The organism is Runella salmonicolor (assembly GCF_024158025.1).
In the GTDB taxonomy this organism is placed as follows: Bacteria; Bacteroidota; Bacteroidia; order Cytophagales; family Spirosomataceae; genus Runella; species Runella salmonicolor.
Genome location: NZ_JAMZEL010000007.1, coordinates 249,908 through 273,403 on the forward strand (window position 1 = coordinate 249,908; position 23,496 = coordinate 273,403).

Genomic DNA, 23,496 nt, shown 5'->3' on the forward strand with positions numbered 1-23,496 from the left:
TTTACTCACCTTCCCGAAAGTTTCAAAACTTTCGGGAAGGTTTATTTCAGCCTTGGAAAGTTTTTAAAACTTTCCAAGGCTTTCCAAAAACAGATTATTCCACCTTCATCACTTCTGTTCTCTGACCTACTCCATTTTCATTAAAAGGCTCGATTGAAAAGTAGTACGTGGTACTCTTATCCATGGCTTTCAAGTAATACTCGTTTTTGCCGTACACCATAATGCTGCTGTACAGTTTATCGGGCGCAATGCCAAAGTGAATGTTATATCCCTGCGCACCGCTTTCTGGATACCATTTCAGCCACGCATTCCGTTTATCATCTTCTTGCCGCAATACAATAAATCCTTTTACTGATTTTGGTACATTTCCTTTCCCTTTTCCAAATACGCGCAACCCACTGATGGCAAATTTGCCCGTGGCCATGTGAATATTTTCCAGTTTGATAAAACGGGTTTCAACGGGCTTCGGCAATTCAACATAATCATGCGGAACATCGGTACGGTTTTGGCTTTTATCGACCAAAATTTGCCACTTTTCGCCGTCTAATGAGTGCCAAAGTCGATATTGGTGATAAATATTGGTGAATTTGCCAAGATACATGGAATCTACATCCTGATCAGCGTAGTTGATTTGAATGGCATTGACGGTAGAAATTGCGCCCAAATCGCTCTGAATCCATTCCCCTTTGTTGGCAGTAGAGGCGCTCCAATAGGTCTTGATGTCTTCATCAACGGCGTAATTGGCGGCAAAGCCGCTCAATGAAGAGGAAACCTGCACAGGTTTATTGTAATTGAGCAACATCCAGCCTGTAAAACGGCTTTTTAAGTGGTCGACCTTACCATTGGGCAATGTGTGCGGGTAATCGCCGAAAGTCGTGTTGGAATACATGATTCCTTCTTTATCAAAACCCGTTGGAAACAAAACCAAACGTCGTTCAAAGTTATTTTTAACCGTCACTACACCCGTCGTAATGTGCCACCAGTTTTCAAAATTGTCTTTGAAACTACCTCCGTGGCCAGCTCCTCTGATGAAACCGCCTGGTTTATAGCAAAATGGATTGTGTTTTTGATATGTAAAAGGCCCAAGGGGTTTATCTGAAACGTAAACCCCGTCGGCATAGCCGTTGAACTCCGTACCCGGCGCACCATATTGAAAATAATATTTACCGTTATGTTTATCAACCCAAGCGCCTTCGATGAAGGGTTTTAGGAAAATATTGTCATTGTAATCGCCAAAACGTTCCCAACCGTGTTGGTCATCATGGAGGCGAACCAATTCTTTCCGTTCACCGATGGGTTGTAATGTTTTAGGATTGATTTCCCACCCATAAAGCGGATAAGTATTGCTGGAGCCGTAGTATAAATAGAGCCGCTTGTCGTCGTCATAGAAAAATGCAGGGTCCCATGCGGCACCTTCAAATGCTGGCACGGCAATTTTCCAATCGTCAACGGTCGGATTTGTGCTTTTCCAAATGGCAAACTCTTTGGTGTGCGTGGAGCCGATTACGTACAGAGTGTCGCTCATGACCCACGCGGCTGGCGCGCAAAGTTCGTCGTAGACTTTGTTGTGTGGCAACAGGAATTTTCGACTTACAAAATTCCATTTTGACAAATCATCACTCCACCAATAGCCCCATTGATTGGTAGAAAACAAGAAGTATTTCCCTTTGAAATTGACAATCAGGGGGTCGGCGGTGGCGCGATGACGACCCGCTTCTGAAAAGTTGGGAATGGGGGTAAAACCATAATCCAAATTGATAGGATTGCAGTAGGTTTTGGACTGAGCCAAGCTCCAATTTGCCCAAAGAATGCAGCAAATAAAGCTGAAAAAGAACTTTTTCATGCGCATAGGTTTTATCTGGGCGGCAACGACTATTGTTGCGCCAACAGATAAAGCACGGCCATTCTTACAGCTACTCCGTTTTCAACTTGATTTAAGATAATGCTTTGACGGGAATCGGCCGCGTCGGAAGTAAGTTCCACACCTCGGTTGATTGGCCCAGGGTGCATCAGCAGAATCTCGTGGTCGAGCTCATCGAGCATTTTTTTGTTAATGCCAAAATACAACGAGTATTCGCGTAAGCTTGGGAAGTATTTTACCTGTAAGCGTTCCAACTGTATACGCAGTACGTTGGCCACATCGCACCATTGAAGGGTTTCTCTGACGTTGTGACTTACTTGTACCCCTAATGAAGATATATATTTGGGAATGAGCGTTGTGGGTCCACAAACCCGCACCTCAGCGCCTAATTTTATAAGGCAGAAAATATTGGACAACGCCACGCGTGAATGCAGAATATCGCCGATGATGGCGATTTTTTTGCCCGCTAAATCTCCAATTTTTTCTCGAATAGAAAAAGCGTCCAACAATGCTTGCGTAGGGTGTTCGTGCGTACCGTCGCCAGCATTGACTACGTTGGCGGGAATCCGTTGGGACAAATAATGAGGCGCTCCGGGGCTGCTATGCCGCATGACAATCATGTCGACTTTCATCGCCAAAATGTTGTTAACGGTATCCAAAAGCGTCTCCCCTTTTTTGACAGAACTGCCCGAAGCAGAAAAATTGACTACATCGGCCGAAAGCCTTTTTTCGGCCAGCTCAAACGATAATCGTGTTCGGGTAGAATTTTCAAAAAAAACGTTGGCGATGGTTACATCTCGGAGCGAAGGTACTTTTTTGATGGGGCGATTGATGACATCTTTAAACTGAGCAGCGGTATCTAAAATACTGTAAATGTCTGATTCGGTGAGGTTTTTGATGCCCAAAAGGTGCCGTACAGAAAGTTGTGACATAGTCAGAAGCACTAAGAAAGTTTTGCAAAGGTACAAAACCCTGCAAGTTTGCGAAATAGTAAGCCATAAAAACCTTGAAAAACGGAATTAAAGTATCTCTTCAAGATTGTCTTTGATGGTTTCGTAAATAATATCTGTCGGTAAATCATTGGCATCTGTTCCGAAAGGATCTTCGATTTCTTCGGCAATGACCTCAATGCTGGCAAAAACGTAGAAAATTATGGCAACGATAGGAATGGCCCAATACTTAAACTCAATGACAAAGCCGATGGGCATGGTAAAAACGTACAGAAAAATCACTTTTTTCAAAAAGAGACTGTAAGCATAAGGAATTGGAGTACGTTTGATGCGCTCACAGCCGCCTAGGTTGTCGGTGAAAGATTGAAGTTCGGAATTTAAAACAATGAGCTGGTCACCCGAAATACTTTGGTTATGATACAAGTTGTTGATTTCCTGATAAATAGCCCCCATGATTTGATTAGGAACGTGTTTTTTTTGTTTATAGAAATCAGTATCATAAGGGCCAGTTTGGGCTAGTTTTTTGACGTGAACCCCCGTACGTAAATGCTCTTTGGCGGCAAATATATAATTGATAATCAATACCCTGAATGTTTCCCTTTTGACGCTGTCTTTGGGTAAAAACGCGTGTAATTTGAGGGCTAAATTGCGGGAGTTATTAACAAAGCTCCCCCATAATTTGCGCCCTTCCCACCAACGCTCGTAGGCGGTGTTGGTACGAAAAACGAGCAGCATCGAAAGCACAAAACCTACCAAAGAGTGAACAACGGTCGTGTTTTTGAAAGATGCATGAAACACATCGTTTTCAACGTAAGCCACCACGCCCGTGTAAGCGGCTACGCCAGCAATGCCAGGCAGTAAAAACCGAAATGTATCACTGCGGTGAAAAGCAAAAATCAGTTTCCACCAATCTTTAGGATTGTACCCGATCATAATTCAGCGTATTTGTATTCAGGAAAAATTCTGTGGACGTTTGATACTAGGCTTCTCCCATCGGTCCACCGAAGTTCATAAAAGGAATGTCAGGGTCTTCTGAATGGCGAATATCGCCGTAGTTTTCTTCGTACTTACGGATGTTATCTTTGAGGGCGGCTAGTAATCGCTTGGCGTGCTCGGGCGTCAAGATAACCCGGGCTTTTACTTTGGCTTTCGGAACGCCGGGCATCATGCGAATAAAATCCAAGATAAATTCACTGTTTGAATGGGCAATCATGGCCAAGTTTGAGTAGACACCTTCGGCCATTTCTTCCGAAATTTCGACGTTGATTTGCTGTTCGGGCTCGTTTTTATTGTCAAGCATAAGGGTATTTGGTTTATTGTTGGCAAAAATAACTAAAAAAGCACCCTCTTGACGAAAGTGCTTTTTGTTTATCAATAACTTCTGAAAAGTTGGGTCTAAAATTCTGCCGATTTTGGGGTACGAGGAAACGGAATCACGTCGCGGATGTTGGTCATGCCCGTCACGAAAAGAATCAAACGCTCGAAGCCCAGGCCAAAGCCAGAGTGCGGAGCAGTTCCGAATTTACGGGTTTCTAAAAACCACCACATTGATTCTGGCTCGATGCCCACTTCATGCATACGGGTGATTAGCTTATCGTAGTTTTCTTCGCGCTGCGAGCCGCCGATGATTTCGCCGATACCCGGAAACAACACGTCCATTGCACGTACAGTGGGGCCGGGTTCGTTGGCCGTTTGCTCGTTTTGTTTCATGTAAAACGACTTGATGGCCCGTGGATAATTGGTCAGAATGACGGGTTTCTTGAAGTGTTTTTCGACCAAAAACCGCTCATGTTCTGATTGTAAATCCACGCCCCATGCCACTTCGTACTGAAATTTTTTCTCTTTAAACGGCTTGGATTTCATCAAAATGTCAATCGCTTCGGTATACGTAATGCGCTCAAACGCATTTTCAACCACGAAACGAAGTTTTTCCAACAAAGGCAAAGAACGCTCGTTTTGAGGTTTTGATTTTTCTTCTTCTTCGAGGCGTTTTTGTAAGAAATTCAAATCATCTGCGCAGTTTTCGAGGGCGTAGCGGATAACGTATTTTACAAAATCTTCGGCCAAGTTCATGTTGTCTTCTAGCTCGAAGAAAGCCATTTCGGGCTCAATCATCCAAAACTCAGCTAAGTGGCGCGTAGTGTTGGAGTTTTCGGCGCGGAAGGTGGGTCCAAACGTATAAATTTTAGACAATGCCATGGCACCTAATTCCCCTTCCAATTGTCCTGAAACGGTCAAGTTGGTTTCGCGTCCGAAGAAATCTTCTTTAAAATCAATATTGCCTTCGTCGGTACGCGGCAATTTATTCAAGTCTAAGGTCGTTACACGGAACATTTCTCCCGCCCCTTCAGCATCAGATGCGGTGATGATGGGGGTGTGTAGGTAATAAAAACCGTTGTCGTTGTAATATTTATGAACGGCAAACGCCAACGCGTGACGAATACGTAGAATCGCGCTGAAGGTATTGGTTCGGGGACGCAGGTGCGCAATTTCCCGCAAAAATTCCAACGAATGCTTTTTGGGTTGCAACGGATACACGTCTGGGTCGGCTGTACCATACACGAGCACGTCGGTGAGCTTCACTTCCACGGCTTGCCCCGAGCCGACGGATTCAACCAAATTTCCCGTTACTTTCAGACACGAGCCAGTAGTTATCAACTTGAGTGTTTCTTCGTTGATTTGGCCTGGCTCGGCTACGGCTTGGATATTATGAATGGTAGAACCGTCGTTGAGGGCAATAAAAATGGCGTTTTTGCTCTCGCGTTTGGTACGTACCCAGCCTTTGACAACGACTTCGCTGCCGACGTTGGCTTCTGAAAGAATCTGTTTAATCTGTATCGGACCCACGTTTATAATTTTAGTAGTGATTGCTTTAATTGTCGTGTTGTAAGCATCTAAAACACTCTTAGACGTAGTTTTAGGTTCTTTCAGAACGACAAGAATGAATTAAAGGCTGCAAAATTAGGGTTTTAAAGTGGTTCGGCAAAGAAGGAACCATTTTGAAATCAAGGTTTTGGGTTTAACGAAATCTTCTTTTACATTTGAATAACCCTAACGTTTTATGGAAAATGTCTATTCGAGTACTCATCACCGACGACCACCAGATTGTATTGGATAGTCTTTCGCTGCTTATTTCGACCATTTCTGATATGGAAGTGGTTGGTACGCTCAACGATAGTCGCAAAGTAATGGGCTTTTTGGAGACCCACGAGGTAGATATTTTGGTGACTGATTTAAGTATGCCTTACCTTACTGGCGTGGCGCTTACGTTACAGGTCAGGGATAAATTTCCCGATTTAAAAATTTTGATGTTAACTGTATCCGAAGATGCCGATAACATTCGTCAGGCATTTCAGGCGGGTATTTCGGGCTATGTCATGAAAAAGGCCAATCGGGCAGAGTTGGAAAAAGCGCTGACGACCGTTGCTCGCGGCGAAAAGTACTTTAGCGAAGCCGTCATGAAAGAGTTGTTGAGCCCAGCAGCGGTGGCTTCTACCCCTTCGAACGAAGTGCCTGGCGAGCCAATTGCGGTTACGGCGCGCGAATTAGAAATCATTCGGCTCATTGCGCAAGAACTTTCCACCTCCGAAATCGCCGAACATCTTTTTATCAGTGTAGGCACGGTTGAAACCCACCGCCATAATATTCTTCGCAAATTGGGCGTAAAAAATTCCATCGGAATCATTAAGTACGCCGTCAGGCATAAATTGGTTTAAACGGGAACTTCGATCGTAACTTTGGTGCCTGTCGTAGGCTTACTGTCAATCAGCCAAGTTCCGTTCAACGCTTCTACGCGGGCACTGATATTGCGTAGGCCCACGCCCGTGGCTTTTTCAATGTTTGACATGCCCCTGCCGTCGTCGCTGACGGTCAGGCTTATTATTTCATCGTTTTGTGAAATACTTATCCAAACTTGTTGTGCTTGGGCGTGTTTGAGGACGTTATTGACCAATTCTAAGGCAACGCTGTACAATTGATATTCAATTTTGGGATTAAGGCGTTCGGTTATTCCGTTGGCGACTAAATGAAAAACAGTCTTAGCATTGCCGTTGAGTTTTTCGGTCAATTTTTGCAATGCTGCTACTAACCCCTGTGTTTCGAGTTCGGTCGGAAGCAAATTATGCGAAATAAGCCGTACATCGGCATACACATCTTCGAGGGTTTGGAGAAGGCCCGCGTGGATTTTTTGGTCAGCTTCGGGATATTTTGAGGTATCAAGGGCTTCCAAACGCCAGCGTAATGCGGCTATTTTGGTGTTTAGATTGTCGTGAAGTTCTGACGCAACTCGCTTTCTTTCAATTGTTTGTCCTTTCAAAAGTGCTTCTTCAATTTCGCGGTTTTTGGTTTTTAGTTGTTGATTCTTTGCCTTTAGCTTACGGTTTGACCAGAAAATAAAACCAGTCAACAATACACCTAAGACAGAAAGCCCGATTAGAAAATTTCGGGTTTGAATTAACTGTTCTTTTTCTAAATCGGTGATACGCAATCGCTGTTTTTCGGCTTCGTATTTAGTTTGAAGTTCGGCGTAGGCTTTCTGGACCGAAAATCGACCTAAACTGTCTTCGTGTGTTTTATGAAGTTCGTAGTATTTGAGGGCATTTTTGTAGTCGCCTATGTGCTTGTAAGTTTGATAAATGTAATTTTCGGCCCGCGATTCCATTTCTTTCCAACCTGATTTTTGGGCATATTCAAGACTAGCTTTGCGGTATTCGAGGGCTTTTTCGTACGATTTTTGTTGTTCATAAATGTCGGCTAAATCGGCGTAAGTCGCAAAAATGACGACACGGTTGTTGTACTGTTTGGCAATGCGTAAGGCGTTGTCGCGGTAGTCATTGGCTTTTTTTTCGTCACCTAGTTTCATGTACACATTGGCCAGACAATGCGGATTATCGGCTTTTAGCGTTGGGCTGGTGGTGTAGGGAATGTTTTTTTCTACTTCTTTATAGTAAAACAGGGCTTTTTTGTAATTCCTGACACCAAATGAATCATAGTAATTATAGTCGCCCAGAAAATCGTAAATCCAGCACAGATTGTTTTTGTTTTTAGTGGCTTTGGCATAAGGTAGGGCTTCATTCAGCATCTCAAGGCATTTGTCTGTCAATCCATTATTGTTCAAAACAAAAGCGGCCAATACGTAAGCGTACGCCAGTTCAAACGAATCGCCTCCTGCTTTTTTGAGGAGTTGAATGGCGTTGGTGTAATGCTTGAGCGCTTCGGTATAATTTCCCTTTACGTCGTTTTGTTTTCCCAAAGCCCGTTCATGTAAACCTAAGCCTTTGGGCCAATTGGTTTTTTTTGTAAAACGCTGTAACGAATCCAAAAAAAACTGATTACGAGAATCGCCCATGTTAAGTGAGCGTTCGGTCAGTAAGCTCAAACTCAGAATAATGTTGGTATCGCGTTGGATAGAAGCCTTTTTTGTGGATAAGTCGTTTATGTGGTGGATAAGACTGTCTAGCAGCGGGTTTTGGGCCTGCATAAAACCCAAGGAAAAGGGAAAAAGAAGAAGGAAGCATACGGTTTTTTTCATAATAGAATAGGTATTTCAACGCTCACTTTGGTGCCAGTTTCGGGCGAACTGTCAAGCGTTAACTTTCCAGCTAAAACATCCACTCTGTTTTGTAAATTTTGCATTCCCATTCCGTCCGATTGACTTTCGGTGGGCATTCCAACGCCGTTGTCGCTGACGGTCAGCGAGAGTTGGGTTTCGGTTTGGCTCAAACTTATCCACACTTCTGTGGCTTGGGCGTGTTTAAGTACGTTATTGACCAATTCCAGTGCGATGTTGTAAAGCTCATGTTCTACCTGCGACGGAGGGCGCGTTTGGCCTGCATCGGCTACAAAATGAAATTCGGTTTTGGTGTTTACGTTCAGTTTTTCCACCAATTTTTGTAAAGCAGAGACCAGTCCGTGGGTTTCTAGTTCGGCTGGGAGCATATTGTGCGAAATTAGCCGAACATCAGCATAAACATCATTGGCCATGTCAATCAACCGACTGTGAATCTTTTGGTTAAAAGGGTTAAAGTCTTCGGCTTGCATGGCTTCCAAATGCCATCTGACGGCGGCAAGTTTGGTGTTGAGGTTGTCGTGAAGTTCGGAAGCCACTCGTTTGCGTTCAATTTTTTGTCCTTTGAAAAGCGCTTCCTCTATTTCTCTATTTTTGGTTTTGAGTTCTTCATTTTTGGTTTTTAACCTACGATTGGACCACAACACAAACACAAACCCTAATACTCCCAAAAGAGAAAGCCCAATAAGAATGTTGCGCGTTTGAGTAAGTTGCGTGTTTTCAAGGGTTTGAATGCGAAGTTTGTTGGCTTGCTGTTGTTTCTCAAATTCATAGGTCATCGAAGAAACGGTAATTTTCTGGAGCGCCTCGTTGTTGAGAATACTATCTGACTCGGCTTTATAGTTTTTAAAATGAAAAAGAGCCTTTTGAGATTGCCCCAATGACTCATAGGCTTGGGCCAGTTGACGGTGGTATTCGGCCATTTCCTTGCGCAGTGGTGGCTCCGAACCTGCCGCCCATTCCAGCCCAGTTTGTGCGTACGAAATCACTTTTTGGTATTGTTTAAAAACCAAATAAATCTTGCCGAAATTGATTTGTGAAAGGTGATCCAAGGATTCGTTGGAGTCTATTTGGCTTTTGTATAAACTGTCGGCAGCACGGGTGTATTTAAGTGCTTTTTCGTATTCTTTTAATTTAAAATACGCCCCGCCAATTCGTCCGTACGCTCTTGGCAACCACTGAGTTGCTTGCGAAACCTCGTGGATTTTGGCCGCGCGTTGATACGAATCCAGTGCTTCTTTGTATTTACCCTGATTTTCAAAAATCTCGGCGCGTTGGCTAAAAATGTACGCACGTAGGCGTTCGTCATTGAGTTTTTGGGCAATAACTTCGGCTTCTTTGAAGCAAGCCAAGGCGTTTTCGTAGCGGCCCATTTCGCGGTAAAAACTCCCTAAATTGGGAATGGTAGAGCGCAAGGCCATCAGGTCATTGGTTTCTTCCTGAAGTCTGCGCGCCTTGAGCATCAAGTCTATGGCGGCGGCGTATTTACCGTCGCTGATGAGCAAAATAGCCATTTCGGCATACACGGTACCTTGCCAGACTTTATCATTGGTTTCAATAAATAATCGTAAGGCCTGGTTAAGCAGTTGGTTCACCTGTGGTTGTTTCTCGAAAAAACTCTCATACAGTTGGGCCCGACGAAAATACACTTGCCCTTCCAATGATTTATCAGGAAGAGATTTTGCAATTTTTAAGGTAGCGTCGAGGTGGGCGTAAGCGGTGTTTAGGTCGGTAAGGTATTCATTTTCAATTCGAACCAATTGTAACCTTGCTTTGGCTTCGCCGCGTAAATGATGAAGTTTTTGCGCTAGTAGCACTGATTGATTACAGTACATCTTTCCCAATGAATCGTTTCCCTGAAGCCAAAAAGCCCGTCCTAGGTCGTACAAAACGTTTACTTTATGGGTATCCGCCGCTGTTTTTGCCAATACCCTTAGCAGGGAATCGGTTTTTTGGGCGTGAGCCGAAAAGCAAAGACAGCAAAAGCAAAACAAACATTTCTTCATCGACTTCCATTGATTGTAGAATAGGGAAAATAAGTACAAAACGTAATCATTTCCAAGCCGATAGCCCAAATATATAGGTTTTCCTATAGCTAAAATACAGGTAATTATGGATGTTTCAGTGCTGAGTTGTGGCGGCGGGATTCCTGAATGAAAAAAGAAATACAAAAGGTTGATACCATGCATTTCAGTTGGGTAAATTTGCTTAAATACAGCATTTATCTGATATTTGATAACAACTTGATGCCCAAAGTAAAACTCCGCCTAAACTAATGTTTTTCGCAAAAAAAAACGTTCTTTTTCAACACTGTCAACCTACGGTCTTGGCCTTAGGGCTTGGGCATGGTTTTTCGGATGCGGCGGCGGGATATTTGATGGGAGGCTTGGCGCATCGGGCCAATTTTGGGGAGCTTGCAGGAGTAGTGATGCTCTACAATATATTGGCTTTTGGCGGTCAACTTCCCGCTGGTATATGGCTGGACCGAATCGGTAAGTTTCGGGCTGCTTCGGTGATTTCATTGGTGGTCATGATTGCTGCACTTTTTTTTTCAACGACAAATGTTTGGTTTTTTACGGCGTTGGCGGGCATTAGTTCGGCTTTTTTTCACGTGGCTGGTGGCGGTACAACGTTGATGAGTTTTCCCCAAAAGTCGGTTTTTGTGGGTATGTTTTCGGCATTTGGGGTTTTGGGGTTGGCCTTGGGCGGATGGGCGGCGGCTCTGCACTGGCAGTGGGTTATGTATTTTCTGATGGCAGGATTAGCCTTAATAATGTTTTTTTTGAGTTGGGCAAAATTCCCGGACGCTCAAAAAAATGACACTCACTGGAAAGAACAACCGCTGCTCGATACGCACGATTATCTCATGATTTTGTTGCTGGCGGCCATTGCTATGCGGTCGGCGGTCTGGAATTTTGTTCAGTTGGTGTATACGCATCAATACGAATGGCTGTTTTATACCGCCTTGGCCGCCATGATTGGAAAACTCGCGGGAGGCTGGTTGGCCGACCGCATTGGAGCGAGATTGTATACCCTGACGGCCTTGGCGATTGCAGTGCCTGCGTTGTCGTGGGGGTATCGGAAGTTGTTCTGGTTAATGCTCGGAACAGGTTTGTTACAGTCGGTTACACCCGTGAGCGTGACGGCATTGCAACGGATTTTTCCAAAATTACCCGCTACCATCAGCGGGGCAACGTTTGGTTTGGCTATTGCCTTGGGGGGAGTGGTACCTTATTCTTCGATGCTGTCAGAGATTTATTTTTTACCTCAATTAATTTTGTTAGGCCTGTGCGCTTGGGGATTATATTTCTACGCGTTCAAACTTCATAAAACCCTTTACAATTCATGAAAAAGTTATTTTTTCTGGTTGCGCAATTTATGGTATCGTCGGTTTGGGCTGATGAGGTTGGAAATTATAATCAATCGAGCCAATCCAGTGATAGTAGTATAGAATTGTTGTTAGTGGCAGGAGTGGTGGCCATCGCTGCGTTATTTTATATCCGCTATCGTCGCGCTCGAAACAAGCCTTGATTGTTGGAGTCTATATGCTTTTAATGTGTTGGTTATTAAATATTTATCTTGAATATCCTCTATGAAAAAGCTTACTTTATTTCTTTTTTTAATGGTTGCTTCTAGCGTTGCTTTTGCAGACCTTGTGGAAGTACCGACCAGCTCGCCAGCGCCAGTTTCTGATGTATTATTACTGGTTGGTGTTTTGTCTATTGCCGTGTTGCTGTTTGTGCGGTATCGCCGAGCCCGCCAAAAGCATTAATATGTGGATTCATCTTCTCAAAACGTGGCTGATTGAGATTCCCATCCTCTGGCTGTTTTTGCGACGTACCGACCGCCTGACGACTATTGTTGGGCTGGGTGCGCTAATCAACGTATCTACTTGGACGTTTCTTGTCTACTATTATTATCAATTCGGGGGTAATATTTATTTTTTAGAGCTACTCGTTGCACTCATGGAGGGCCTGTGGATAAGGGCTTTATGGAAAGTGAGCTGGTCAAAAAGCTTCCTCATTGGACTAGTTGCCAACGCGGTGAGTTTTGGGCTTGGCTGGTCGGGAATGATTTAATTTTTGCTTCTCTATAGGAAAACCTGTACGTTCTAAATGTATGTTTTCCTGTATTCTAAATGTAGGTGATTCCGGATTTACGGGTATTGGGTTTTGAAAGAACTTTGTATCGTTCAATCATAACGATAAAATTGCTTTCACTCATGGAATCCAACGCTGCGCCAATAGAGCATTCTAAGCCTCAAATTCATTCAACTAATGCCCATGATGAGGGCTTTTTTGCGGTTTTGTTTGATATTACCAAAAAACACACGCTGCTTTTTACATTCTTCTTTCTAATTCCTTTCATCGTATTGCTCATTTCTTTGGGCTTAAAGTGGTATTATATTTTTTACGATACGATGCATTATTTGTCTGATTTTCAATCTGTCAACGGTAATTGGACTGACCCGCAAAATTATTTCAGCCCGGGTATTGATAAGTACATTCGTGAGTTGGACATCGCTGGTTTGGTGGGTGGAATTGTCGGGATTTTTATTGGGTTGTTTTTGACGGTTACTACCGAGAAAATAAATCGGCAAAAAGAACGCCTCAATCAACAAGAAATGGACCACATTAAAACCCAAACCGGGTTGTTGGTCCAGGCGACCAAGTCGCTGAACGGCATCATGATGGAAGTGAGCGGCAAGGTCAACGAGAAAGTGCAGCTCATGGAAGGTACCAAAGATGTGTTGGAAGGTATTGATAAAGTAATAGAGCTTTCAAAAATGCAGGGAAATAGCCTATTGGTGCTGTCTAATACGGCCAAAATTGAGGCGATTTCCCCTTTTCGGATGGACTTGGTGGCCAAACATGCCGATTTAAAACCCCACGAACTGCGTCACGCTACCCAATTTGACTACGCCCGACGCGCCGAAGCGCTATTGCGAGATTGTACCGATGTTGAAAATAAACTCAAAGAAACGGCCATTTATCTGCAAAAAATCGGCAGCGGTGCCCGCGTAGAATTTGTAACACTCAATGATCAAAACGAAGGTTCAAGCCACGCTTTTCTAAAATATTTAGGCAAAATATTCAACGAACATGTGTCGGTCGAAACCTACCGAAGCGGTAGCAATTCGGCGCTGGCCGTTAATGAAACCGTACCCCACCACAACCGTTTTATGATTGCCATGAACGGACAAGACGAAACGGATGCACAGTCGCTTTTGATTCGCCAACTCTACAACCAACATTCGCAGGCCATGCGCGAAATGCTGGACTTGGGAGTCCGCGTTACCAAAGTCAACAAAACATTACCCATTCAATTGTTCATAAGCACTCCCCGTGAAAACACCCCTGGTATTCAGAAAACCTTGTGTGTGTGTATTTTAGGGAGCGGCTCCAACTCCAGCGGCCGCCCTTCCAAATTGACCGCATTCCTCACCGACGACCCGCACATTGTGTCTTCTATGGTTGAGCTATTTTATGATTACGAATCAGACGCCACGCTCAACACCCGTGAGTTTATGCAGAAATTGTAAAATTAGTACGGGGCCGCTCGTCTTATCTCCTCACTTCTCACCCCTAAAGTTCATGTCGACCGTCACCCTTATAAAAAAGCTTTGGCCGTTTGTGCAAAAGTATCATCAGAGTTTAATCGGTGCTTTTATTCTCACGGGAGTAGGCGCTTTATTGGCCCAAGTAACCCCTTTGGTGATGGAATATACCGTCAATACCGTTCAGGAAATTATTGACAAAAAAAACCAAACCCATGAACAAATCGCTTGGATAGTGGGCGGGCTAGTGTTGGTTTTGTTTGCCAAAGAAATTATCAATTTGCTGGTACAATTGGGGCAAAAATTCTTGAGCGACCGCCTGCGGTTTCGCTTAGCGGCCGATTTACACAACTATAGCATCAAGCGAATGGTGTCGTATCATTTGTCTTTTTTTGCGCTTTCTCAAAACCAAATTGGCAAGCTTGAAAAACGCATCGACAAAGGCATCGAGAGTCTGACCAAAACCGTCAAAAATTTGTTTGTCGACATCGTGCCCATGTTTGCCAATGCGTTGTTGGCTTTGGCTCTGATGTACAAAAAAAACATTTGGGTGGGCGTATGTGCTACCCTCATCATGCCACTTTATGCGCTCATCAGTCGGGAACAATCCAAACGTCAGAAACTTATTCGACGCAATATTCAACAGTTTCGTGAAGAAAAAGCCAACACACTTTTTAACCTTATTGAGTCTATTTTTGTCGTAAAGTCCTTTGTTAGAGAAGAATACGAGACAGGTCGCCAATGGAAACTAACCCAACAACTCTCCGACAGCGAAGTAAAACACCACCGAACCAATTATCTTTTTGATGGCCTCAAAAGCATTGCGGAGCAGTTGGGCGTGGTAATGGTTTTTGTGGTCACCATCTACTTTGTCCTGAACCAACAAATGACCATCGGGGCGATTTTGCTGCACTTGATGTTGTTCAACAACGTTTCGGCGCCCGTGCGGCACCTCCACCGCATTTATGATGAATACAGCGAAGCCCTCACTTATGCCGAAGGTTTTTTTGATATGATTGAGAACAACTCATATCTCGAAAACAGTCAAAGCAAAACGAAAAACCATTGGAATCTTGTGCATAAATCTTTTTCGGGAACATTTGAAATGAAAGCCGTTGATTTTGTTTATCCCAACGGAAAGCAAGCCTTGAAAGGGGTAAATCTGCATTTGGAAGCAGGAAAAACAACGGCATTGGTGGGTTTGTCGGGGGCAGGAAAAAGTTCAGCCATGAATTTATTGGCGGGCTTTTATTCCCCCACGAATGGAGAAATTCTGCTTGATGGAAAACCCTTGACGGTATACGACCCGCACTGGATTCGTCGAAATGTGGGTTTGGTGATGCAGAAAAACCATATTTTTTCGGGTACCATCGAAGAAAATATTCGTTACGGAAAATTGGAAGCTACCCCAGACGAAATCGTATCGGCGGCTAAGCAAGCGAGTCTGCACGAACAAATTTTACAGATGCCCAATGGGTATCAATCTGAAGCCAAAGCGCTGTCGGGTGGGCAGCAGCAGCGGATTGCTATTGCGCGTTTATTCCTCAAAAATCCTCCCATTATCTTCTTGGATGAACCCACGGCAAGTTTGGATGCCATCACGGCGGAGCAAATCAAAGACAGCATCGATGCCATCAAGAAAAATCGTACCGTATTGATTATCTCGCACAGTATCAGCCAAATCATGGACGCTGACCAAATTTATGTGATGCAGGAAGGTGAAATCATTGGTAAAGGCAGCCACGAAACGCTGTATGCGGCAGGGGGGCTTTACCGCGAAATCATCGATTCCAACGCCCGTACCCTCAATATCGGGCGGCTTGCCGCCACGGTTTTGGGCTAACTACAGGTTTTCCTATACTTCAAAATACAGGTTTCCCTTACCCAAAATGTAGGTGTTTCCGGATTTACCAGCGTGGCTTTTTGGAGGAACTTTGTATCGTCAGAAGCGAGGCAACAAAAGCACTGAAAATAAAGCAACTTCCTGATATTCAAAAAGAAATAGTCATCGTAAAAATCTGAAAAACATTACAACAATGAACGCTACCGTCAAACAATTCGTCATTCGTCACCTTGTGGGAGCCAAAGCAAATCAAGTGGAAGAATTTGATTTTAACGGCCACAACGAACTTACATTTGGCCGTTCAAACGACAGCGATATTCAGTTCGATCCTGAAATTGATACGGTCGTTAGCCGTGAGCATGGCAAAATCGTCAAAGAAGGCCCTTTGGCTTTTGTGTTGATTGACAACAACAGCCGCAACGGAATTTTTGTCAACAAAACACGCGTAAAAGGTCAAACTCCCATCGAGCCAGGCGACGAAATCCAACTCGGAAATAATGGCCCCGCTTTTATTTTTGACATTGACCCGCGTCCCGCCGAATTAATGCCCGCCACTCGATTGGTAGAAGTCGTTAAACCTACCAATGAATTTGTTCCGTTGGAAGTTTCTGAATCAACACCCATCAAAACGGGCATTGGCAAGCAGACGTTTGAACGGGTAATCAACACCGAACGCAGCAAATCTCGTCGTACGCTTTGGGCTGCTATGGCCGCCGCTTTTGTGATTTTTGGCTCTTTAGGATTCGTGTTCTGGAATTCGACCCGAGAAGACCAAGCAGAGATGGATGCTAAATACAATCAGGCGCTCCAAAAACAACAAGAAGAAGCCCGAATCCAAATGGTGGCATTGCAGGAAAAAGTAGAGCAGGGCAAGCCGATTTCTACCGCCGCTATCGCTTCCGCCAATACCGATAAAGTAGTAAAGATTTTTATTTCGTGGGAACTGTACGAAGTGCAAGAAAACGAGGAGTTGTACCATGAATACCGCCCCGATGCGCAAGGTACGTTCCGTCCGCTGTTTGTGCAGACCCAAAACGGCATCGAGCCTTATTTGGTTACCAAGAAAAAATCATTGGTGGGCTTACCCGTGGGCTCTACCGGAACGGGCAGCGGATTTGTAGTAAGCTCCGACGGTCAGATTTTGACCAACCGCCACGTGGGCGCTGCTTGGAAAACGCGCTACTCGGGCTTTGCTTGGAACAACTTCCCGGGCTTTTTGGTGCAGGGGCTTGATAAAACGGGACAGCCTGTATTAGCCAAACAACCCACCGTGGGGGCCGAACAAATTTTTGGCTGGGTTCCTTCGGAAGCTACCATGGTGGATGGTCGGCCAGCGCAGGTAGAAGGCCGCAACAAATACTTAAAAGTGGTCTTTGCCAACACCTCACAGCCGTATGAAGCCCGTCTGATTACGCCTTCACAAAGCCATGATGTGGCGCTTATCAAGGTGGATGTCAACAATCTGGCTCCCGTGACGCTCAAAGATAATTACGGTTCGGTAAAAGCGGGCGAAGAAATTATCGTGATGGGCTATCCTGGCGGCGCTCCGCAGCAGCGCGTAGTTCGTAAATCGAACGACCCGTTCAAACCCAATGCTGAGGTATTTGAAGTGGCTTCGCCCGTTACTTCGCCGGGCCACGTGCAGCAAGTGGTGGCCAGCTCCGCAGAATTTACGACTAAACAATCGGGTTTCGGCGACAGCTACCAACTGGATTTGAACGCCACGGGCGGCGGCAACAGCGGGGGGCCGATGTTTGACGAAAAAGGAAACGTCATCGGGATTTATTACGCGGGTGGTGGCGACGCCCGGCAGGGAATCATCTCATTCGCCATTCCCATCAAGTACGGAATGGAATTGTTGAAAACGCCTAAAAGTGAATAATTAGCAGCTTATTAATCCATGCTTTAAGGGTGTAATTTTCTGATAATTAGATTCTTTGTTCGACAAAATCAATCATCGAAAATCCAATAAAATGCAATTAGGCCAAAACATAAAAGGCTACGTTTTAACGCAATGGCTCGGTTCGGGAGGAATGGGCGAAGTGTATCAAGCACAACACCAGACCTCTCGCCGCCCCGCGGCGGTGAAAGTCCTCTATCGAGCCGACCAAGCCGCCCGCTTTCGTAACGAGGCCTACATTCAGGCTTCTGTGCAACATCCTCATATTGCGGCCCTCTACGAATACGCGATTGAAAATGGTACGCCCTGCATTATCATGGAATACGTCGAAGGAATTACGCTTGAAAAACTCATCAAACGACAAGGGCGATTGCCCGAAGCGTTTGTCTGGAAGGTAATGGAGCAGATAGTGTTGGCGGTGGTTTATTTGCACGAACGAAACATCATCCACCGCGATTTGAAACCGGGAAACGTAAAAGTAAACCGTGAGAGTTTTGCCAAATTGTTGGATTTTGGAATCGCCAAATCGACTTATACGCCCAAACTCACGCAGGAAGGATACATCGTCGGAACGTCGCATTACATGGCTCCTGAGCAGTTTCATGGCAAAGTAAGCATTCAGTCTGATTGTTGGTCGTTAGGGGTTTTATTCTACGAAATGCTGACGGGGCATTTGCCTTTCGACGGTCGCAGCGAAACGGAAGTTCGCTTAAAAATCGAACGAGGACAGTACACTTCCCCCGATTTATTGGTTCCACACTTGACAAAAAGAAGCAAGCGTCTCATTCATAAGTTGTTGCGAATCAATAGCACCAATCGAATGACGGCGACGGAACTGCTGCAAGAATTAAAAAGCCCAGCAGACAACGGATTTTCGCTTGCAGAATGGGTGGATACTTTCACAGATTTTATGGAAAAAATCCCCGTAAAACGTTGGCTAAGAACAAAAAATCATTGACCTACACCGAACCTCTACGTGCCATGTTCTGGAAAAAATGGTTATCAAATAAAGCAACTGACGCCTCCCTGTCAGAATCTTTCAGCGACTTACGGGCCGTGGTGGTATCGGATGTAGGTTGTGTGCGTACCAACAATGAAGACGCGGCGCGGTTTGTGCGTCCAGCAGATTTGTTGGTACGGTCATCAAAAGGTTTTCTGGCGATTGTGGCAGATGGCATGGGAGGGCACGCCGCGGGAGAAATCGCTTCTCAAATGGCAGTGGAAACCATTGCCAAAACGTATTACCAACGGGAAGAAACACCCGAAGAAAGTTTGTTTCTGGCATTTACTAAAGCCAATCGTGCCATTTGGCAGGCGGCAAGCCGCAATGCACGTCAGCGCGGCATGGGCACAACCTGCACGGCGGTGGTGGTGTGCGATGCTAAATTGTACATTGCGCATGTAGGTGACAGCCGATTGTATCTGCTAAAAAACGGCCAACTTTTACAATTATCAACTGATCATACGTATGTTCAAATGCTTGTTCAGCAAGGAGTTATTGCTCCTTTGGAAGCCGAAAAACATCCAGAACGAAACGTACTCACTCGCGCCATGGGTACCCACAACAAAGTGGAAATTGATGTCGAAGCCATGACCCATTCCCTCGAAAGCGATGATCGTCTGTTGCTCTGTACCGATGGTTTATACGACTATCTCACAAATGATGAAATTGCGCAACTGATGCTTATGCCCACCTTAAATGAATCGGCGCAGCAGTTGGTAGAAGCCGCCAAACAACGCGGTGGCCACGATAATATCACCGTGTTGTTGATTGAGCGTCTCTTTTCAGAAGCACCGCAAGCTCTCCGACCAACGGAAGAAATTGCTTGATATACAAATAATTAACCGTTACTGTTTACTAAAATGATTGGCCGAACCCTACAAAACTATCACATCGAAGAACTCCTCGGCGAAGGAGGTATGGGGACGGTGTATCGTGCCACCGATACGTTTCTTCGTCGTCCGGTAGCCATCAAAATGCTGCATCCACATTTGTTGCGCGACGCTACTTTCATGGAACGGTTTCGGAATGAGGCCGTGCTTTCTGCTCAACTTAACCATCCAAATGTGGCGACCTTGTACAATTTTCTTCAAGTTCGGTCCGACAATGTGATGGTGATGGAGTTGGTGGACGGAATGACTTTAGAGCGTTTGGTGTCTAAGCAAGGAAAATTGCCATTAGAAACGGCCATCAGGATTGTTATTCAGGCACTTGATGGGTTGCAACACGCCCATTATAAAGGGATTTTGCACCGAGACATCAAACCCGCAAATTTGATGCTCACCCGTGAAGGAACGGTTAAACTGATGGATTTTGGCATTGCGCGAATGGTTGGCAGTCAGCGCCTCACCCGGGTAGATAGGGTGGTTGGTACGTTGGAATACATGGCCCCTGAATTATTGAATGGCGCGGAGCCGTCAGTACAGTCGGATTTGTACGCCGTTGGGGTATTATTCTACGAACTATTGACGGGAAAACTGCCTTTTGAGCCCGCGACTGATACAACCCTCATCAACCAAATTTTGACTAAAAAACCCATTTCGGCACGAACACGGGTGGGTGAATTGCCCAAACAGATAGACGAAATTTTGGAGGTACTGCTTCAAAAGAAACCAGAAAAACGCTTTTCTAAAGCCTTAGAATTACGTCAGGCCTTGGCGTTGGTGGTAGCACCTGGGCCGATTAACCTCCAAATTTTTGATACTACTCCCAAGCCTTTACCCTCCACTCGTTTGGCCGATGTTAAGACTGACAAACCACAGGTAGCACCTACGCGGTTGGCGGGTGCCGATACGCAACCTAAGAAGCAATCTGGAACGCAACAACTCAAGGCTAATCTGTTGAGTTTGGAAGGGTTGATATTGTTGGGAGCTATCGTGATTGCGGCGGGGATTGTCGGATTTTGGCTTGTTGGCATTGATAAAAAAGACGATGACCGTAAAGAACCACCCTTTGGTCTGGTTCAAAAAGACACAACAAAAATGGTAGTCAGCCCAGCGGTTGAAAAAAAACGGGACAGCCTTCCTACAATTGCCCAAGCGGAAGTGGTAGTGCGTTTGCCACCTAAACAAGAATCAGTCCTTCCGATTGATAAACCCTCAAAGCCCGTTGACAATACTCCTGCCAACCCAGTAAAAAAGAAGGTACCAGTCGACGAAAAACCAGAAGATAAAAACCCCATAAAGGAAGAGCCTAAGCCGGTTGAAAAAGAAGAAAAGCCCAAAGAGCCAGAGCACAAAGCACCCGTTCGAATGGCAACGGTTGAAGTAAGAAATGAGCCTTTTGCGGTAGAGTTCGCCCAAACAATTTCATCGGACGCGGCGGCGGGGCAAATCGTTTGGCTGAGAGCGGTGTCATCTGTTCAAATAGATGGTTTAACGGTGGTGTCAACAGGAGCTCGGGTGCGGGCCCGCGTTACGTCGGCTCGACCTGCTTCCAATTCACAAAAAGCGCTTTTAGCCGTTCAATTTGAAGCTGTTGAAGCGGTCAATAATCAATGGATAGCCATCAAATACCCCGAATACAGCGATAAAGCCAGCGATGAGGTGGTGTTTCAGCAAGGCCGCCGCATCAACAATCTACGTACCACTCGTACCACCCTTACCGTTCCATTCTAACCTTTTAAAACAATGCTACGACAGATAATTCTATTGCCTCTCTTGTTTCTGACCACCTCACTTTTATTACGTGCGCAGGATATTCAGTCCAATACCGAAGGCTTAAACGTGCATTTGTACGGCAGTCTTGTTCAATGGTCGTCCACGTTTTTTGACCAACTAGATGAATCAGATCCAAATGGAATAGGAGCTGGGGTTCGTTTGGGATATGGTTTTAACCAGCGTTTTGAAGCATTTGCCCAATATGAAGCCCAAACCCTAAAATTCAAGTCAGAATGGGACATCAATCAAATGGCAACGCTAGTTGCTGGCATAAGGGCCAATTTTGGCGGAACATTGCAAAAAGTGCGCCCATTTGTAGAAGGTGGCTACGCATTGACAAACCTGAGAATAAAGCCCGTTTTATTGAATGCTCGATTTTACGAGTTTCAGTTGAAAGGCCCCGGGGTATGGTTGGGCGGTGGCGTAAACTATTTTATCACCCCTCAATTGGCTATAAATGGTCGGATTGGCGGTACTTTTGGGAAGTTTAACAGTTTTTTAGCAAACGGTCAGGGGTTTGAAGACCGCCCCGATGTGCGCACTTTCCGGGCGTCTTTGGGGATAGTTTATTTTTTTAATCAATAAAAGTGACTTTTCTTAATTCAATACGTATATAAGGAGAGATTCAAAATCGTTTTAGGATATTTCATTTTCCTGTAACACATTTTACCCTACTTATTTATTTACCCGATTTTGTGCCGTTGGTAAGGCAAATTCAGCCCACTGACGGTACATTTTTCCCGAAAAATGAAGCCCGTCATCCGCAATAAGTGAGGCATCGTTGCGAGCCGTACGCGAGAGTGGGGTTATATCAATAAATACAATCCCTGATTTTTCACATTCCTCCTTGGCAGCATTGTTAAATGCATCAATTTCTGTGGCAATTTTGGCTTGGTCGCTTCCTTTGGCAAATGGTGTTACGCCCCAATCGGGGGTTGAAAGCATAAAAACGCGTCCGATGTTTCCACCCGCAAATCCAATGGCTTGTTGAAGAAGTTCGCGCAACTCTTCTCGGTATCGCTCAATGGATTGGCCACGGTATTGGTTATTTACCCCAATCAAGATAGAAACCAAATTGTAAGGGCCTTTAGGATTTCTGCCTTTAATACCCTCCATCAGGTCGGCTGTTGTCCAGCCCGTTTTGGCGATAATCTCTGGATCGGCGATGTTTATGTTGTTTTTGCGCAACAAATCACTCAAAATGACGCTCCATCGTTCTTCGGGCGTTACCCGTTCACCAATGGTATAAGAATCCCCCAGGGACAAATAACGGTATTGCCCGGGGACGAGTGTAGGCGCTGGAGTCTGGTCGTTGTTCATAGGAGATTCGGCGGCACAAGCCATCATCAAAATTAGAATACTTATCGTCCATTTCATCGCTCGTTGACGTTTTTATTGTATTTTTGGGGTTGAAATACGGGTGGTTTTTTATGAATTTTTTGTCGGCCGACGATCTTATTTATGGGTACATGAATGGAATTTTTCCAATGGCCGATGCCGATGGTACGCTTTATTGGTACTCGCCAGACCCTCGGGCCATTATTCCGCTTGATACCTACAAACCTTCCAAATCGCTGCGTCCCATCCTCAATAAACAACAATTTGAGATTCGAGTGAACGCTGATTTTGAGGGTGTAATGAAAGGTTGTGCTTTGCCCAGACAAGACGAAGAATCCACTTGGATTTCTGATGAAATCATCAGCGCCTATTCTGAGTTGCATCGAATGGGTTTTGCACATAGCGTCGAAACCTACGAAAATAACGAACTGGTGGGTGGTTTATACGGTGTTGCCATTGGCGGTGTTTTTTTTGGAGAATCCATGTTTCACACCGTAAGCAATGCCTCCAAAGTCGCTTTTCATTATTTGATTGAAATTCTTAAACAGCAAAGTTACGATCTTCTGGACACGCAGTTCATCAATGACAATGTACGTAGATTTGGGGCCATTGAGATTCCCAAATCAGAATATATAAAGCTGTTAAAAAAAGCCCTTCTTAAAAAAGCCCATTTTGTCGAAACCGATATTAAGCATCTTTTTCAAAATCCGTTCGGAAAAACAAAATAACGACCTTGAATCTACGGGCATTTCAGGCGGGTTTTATGTATTTTGGGTTTGGAAAATTGTGCTTTCATCCGTAAAACTTGGTTTTGCCCCATA

General features: G+C 44.8%; 21 protein-coding genes. 13 read left to right on the top strand and 8 right to left on the bottom strand.

Annotated features, from left to right (window positions below):
- Positions 1-94 precede the first annotated feature (94 nt).
- From NCI00_RS17775 to asnS, 5 genes are all read right to left on the bottom strand, one after another.
- Complete coding sequence (locus NCI00_RS17775) at positions 95-1,843, bottom strand: family 43 glycosylhydrolase (RefSeq protein ID WP_253529721.1); 1,749 nt, start codon at positions 1,841-1,843, stop codon at positions 95-97.
- A gap of 29 nt (positions 1,844-1,872) precedes the next feature.
- The gene (locus NCI00_RS17780; RefSeq protein ID WP_166558250.1) at positions 1,873-2,793 is read right to left on the bottom strand and encodes an aspartate carbamoyltransferase catalytic subunit; all 921 of its coding nucleotides are present in this window, start codon (positions 2,791-2,793) and stop codon (positions 1,873-1,875) included.
- An 87-nt stretch (positions 2,794-2,880) separates the two neighbouring features.
- On the bottom strand, positions 2,881-3,744 hold the full coding sequence (locus tag NCI00_RS17785) for a bestrophin family protein (RefSeq protein WP_253529722.1): 864 nt from the start codon (positions 3,742-3,744) through the stop codon (positions 2,881-2,883).
- 46 nt (positions 3,745-3,790) lie between these two features.
- Positions 3,791-4,111 carry a DUF3467 domain-containing protein gene (locus tag NCI00_RS17790; protein WP_114068221.1) on the bottom strand — a complete coding sequence of 107 codons (321 nt, stop codon included), beginning with the start codon at positions 4,109-4,111 and terminating at the stop codon, positions 3,791-3,793.
- 95 nt (positions 4,112-4,206) lie between these two features.
- Positions 4,207-5,658: an asparagine--tRNA ligase gene (gene asnS / locus NCI00_RS17795; RefSeq protein ID WP_253529723.1), complete on the bottom strand. Its 1,452-nt coding sequence runs from the start codon at positions 5,656-5,658 to the stop codon at positions 4,207-4,209.
- Positions 5,659-5,879: 221 nt separating this feature from the next.
- On the opposite strand from asnS, the gene NCI00_RS17800 reads away from it, so the two are divergent.
- Positions 5,880-6,527, top strand: a complete 648-nt coding sequence (locus tag NCI00_RS17800; RefSeq protein ID WP_166558247.1) for a response regulator — start codon at positions 5,880-5,882, stop codon at positions 6,525-6,527.
- Here the strand turns inward: NCI00_RS17800 and NCI00_RS17805 are convergent.
- Both NCI00_RS17805 and NCI00_RS17810 read right to left on the bottom strand, forming a co-directional pair.
- Complete coding sequence (locus NCI00_RS17805) at positions 6,524-8,341, bottom strand: tetratricopeptide repeat-containing sensor histidine kinase (protein WP_253529724.1); 1,818 nt, start codon at positions 8,339-8,341, stop codon at positions 6,524-6,526. The genes NCI00_RS17800 and NCI00_RS17805 overlap by 4 nt on opposite strands.
- Entirely contained in the window at positions 8,338-10,383 is a 2,046-nt protein-coding gene (locus NCI00_RS17810) for a tetratricopeptide repeat-containing sensor histidine kinase (protein WP_253529725.1), read from the bottom strand. The genes NCI00_RS17805 and NCI00_RS17810 overlap by 4 nt, the downstream gene beginning before the upstream one ends.
- A 269-nt stretch (positions 10,384-10,652) precedes the next feature.
- On the opposite strand from NCI00_RS17810, the gene NCI00_RS17815 reads away from it, so the two are divergent.
- The 11 genes from NCI00_RS17815 (at position 10,653) to NCI00_RS17865 (ending at position 21,922) form a co-directional block, all read left to right on the top strand.
- Positions 10,653-11,726, top strand: a complete 1,074-nt coding sequence (locus tag NCI00_RS17815; protein ID WP_253529726.1) for an MFS transporter — start codon at positions 10,653-10,655, stop codon at positions 11,724-11,726.
- Positions 11,723-11,908 (top strand): hypothetical protein, encoded by a 186-nt coding sequence (locus tag NCI00_RS17820; RefSeq protein WP_253529727.1) that lies wholly within the window; start codon positions 11,723-11,725, stop codon positions 11,906-11,908. The genes NCI00_RS17815 and NCI00_RS17820 overlap by 4 nt, the downstream gene beginning before the upstream one ends.
- A 61-nt stretch (positions 11,909-11,969) precedes the next feature.
- Positions 11,970-12,149, top strand: a complete 180-nt coding sequence (locus NCI00_RS17825; RefSeq protein WP_253529730.1) for a hypothetical protein — start codon at positions 11,970-11,972, stop codon at positions 12,147-12,149.
- A gap of 1 nt (position 12,150) precedes the next feature.
- The gene (locus NCI00_RS17830; RefSeq protein WP_253529733.1) at positions 12,151-12,456 is read left to right on the top strand and encodes a hypothetical protein; all 306 of its coding nucleotides are present in this window, start codon (positions 12,151-12,153) and stop codon (positions 12,454-12,456) included.
- Between the two features lie 143 nt (positions 12,457-12,599).
- On the top strand, positions 12,600-13,919 hold the full coding sequence (locus NCI00_RS17835; RefSeq protein WP_253529736.1) for a hypothetical protein: 1,320 nt from the start codon (positions 12,600-12,602) through the stop codon (positions 13,917-13,919).
- Positions 13,920-13,971: 52 nt separating this feature from the next.
- Positions 13,972-15,777 carry an ABC transporter ATP-binding protein gene (locus NCI00_RS17840; protein ID WP_253529738.1) on the top strand — a complete coding sequence of 602 codons (1,806 nt, stop codon included), beginning with the start codon at positions 13,972-13,974 and terminating at the stop codon, positions 15,775-15,777.
- 193 nt (positions 15,778-15,970) lie between these two features.
- A complete protein-coding gene (locus NCI00_RS17845) occupies positions 15,971-17,659 on the top strand; it encodes a trypsin-like peptidase domain-containing protein (protein WP_253529740.1) in 1,689 nt (562 codons plus the stop codon).
- A 91-nt stretch (positions 17,660-17,750) separates the two neighbouring features.
- Positions 17,751-18,635 (top strand): serine/threonine protein kinase, encoded by an 885-nt coding sequence (locus tag NCI00_RS17850; RefSeq protein WP_253529742.1) that lies wholly within the window; start codon positions 17,751-17,753, stop codon positions 18,633-18,635.
- Positions 18,611-19,507 carry a Stp1/IreP family PP2C-type Ser/Thr phosphatase gene (locus tag NCI00_RS17855; RefSeq protein WP_253529744.1) on the top strand — a complete coding sequence of 299 codons (897 nt, stop codon included), beginning with the start codon at positions 18,611-18,613 and terminating at the stop codon, positions 19,505-19,507. Before NCI00_RS17850 ends, NCI00_RS17855 begins: the two co-directional genes overlap by 25 nt.
- Positions 19,508-19,540: 33 nt before the next feature.
- Entirely contained in the window at positions 19,541-21,295 is a 1,755-nt protein-coding gene (locus NCI00_RS17860; protein ID WP_253529746.1) for a serine/threonine protein kinase, read from the top strand.
- 12 nt (positions 21,296-21,307) lie between these two features.
- Entirely contained in the window at positions 21,308-21,922 is a 615-nt protein-coding gene (locus NCI00_RS17865; protein WP_253529748.1) for an outer membrane beta-barrel protein, read from the top strand.
- A gap of 90 nt (positions 21,923-22,012) precedes the next feature.
- Here the strand turns inward: NCI00_RS17865 and NCI00_RS17870 are convergent, their stop codons facing one another.
- Positions 22,013-22,714 carry an SGNH/GDSL hydrolase family protein gene (locus NCI00_RS17870; RefSeq protein ID WP_253529749.1) on the bottom strand — a complete coding sequence of 234 codons (702 nt, stop codon included), beginning with the start codon at positions 22,712-22,714 and terminating at the stop codon, positions 22,013-22,015.
- A gap of 53 nt (positions 22,715-22,767) precedes the next feature.
- Here NCI00_RS17870 and aat point away from each other — a divergent pair, with 53 nt between their 5' ends.
- A complete protein-coding gene (gene aat, locus NCI00_RS17875; protein WP_166558232.1) occupies positions 22,768-23,403 on the top strand; it encodes a leucyl/phenylalanyl-tRNA--protein transferase in 636 nt (211 codons plus the stop codon).
- Positions 23,404-23,496: the final 93 nt, after the last annotated feature.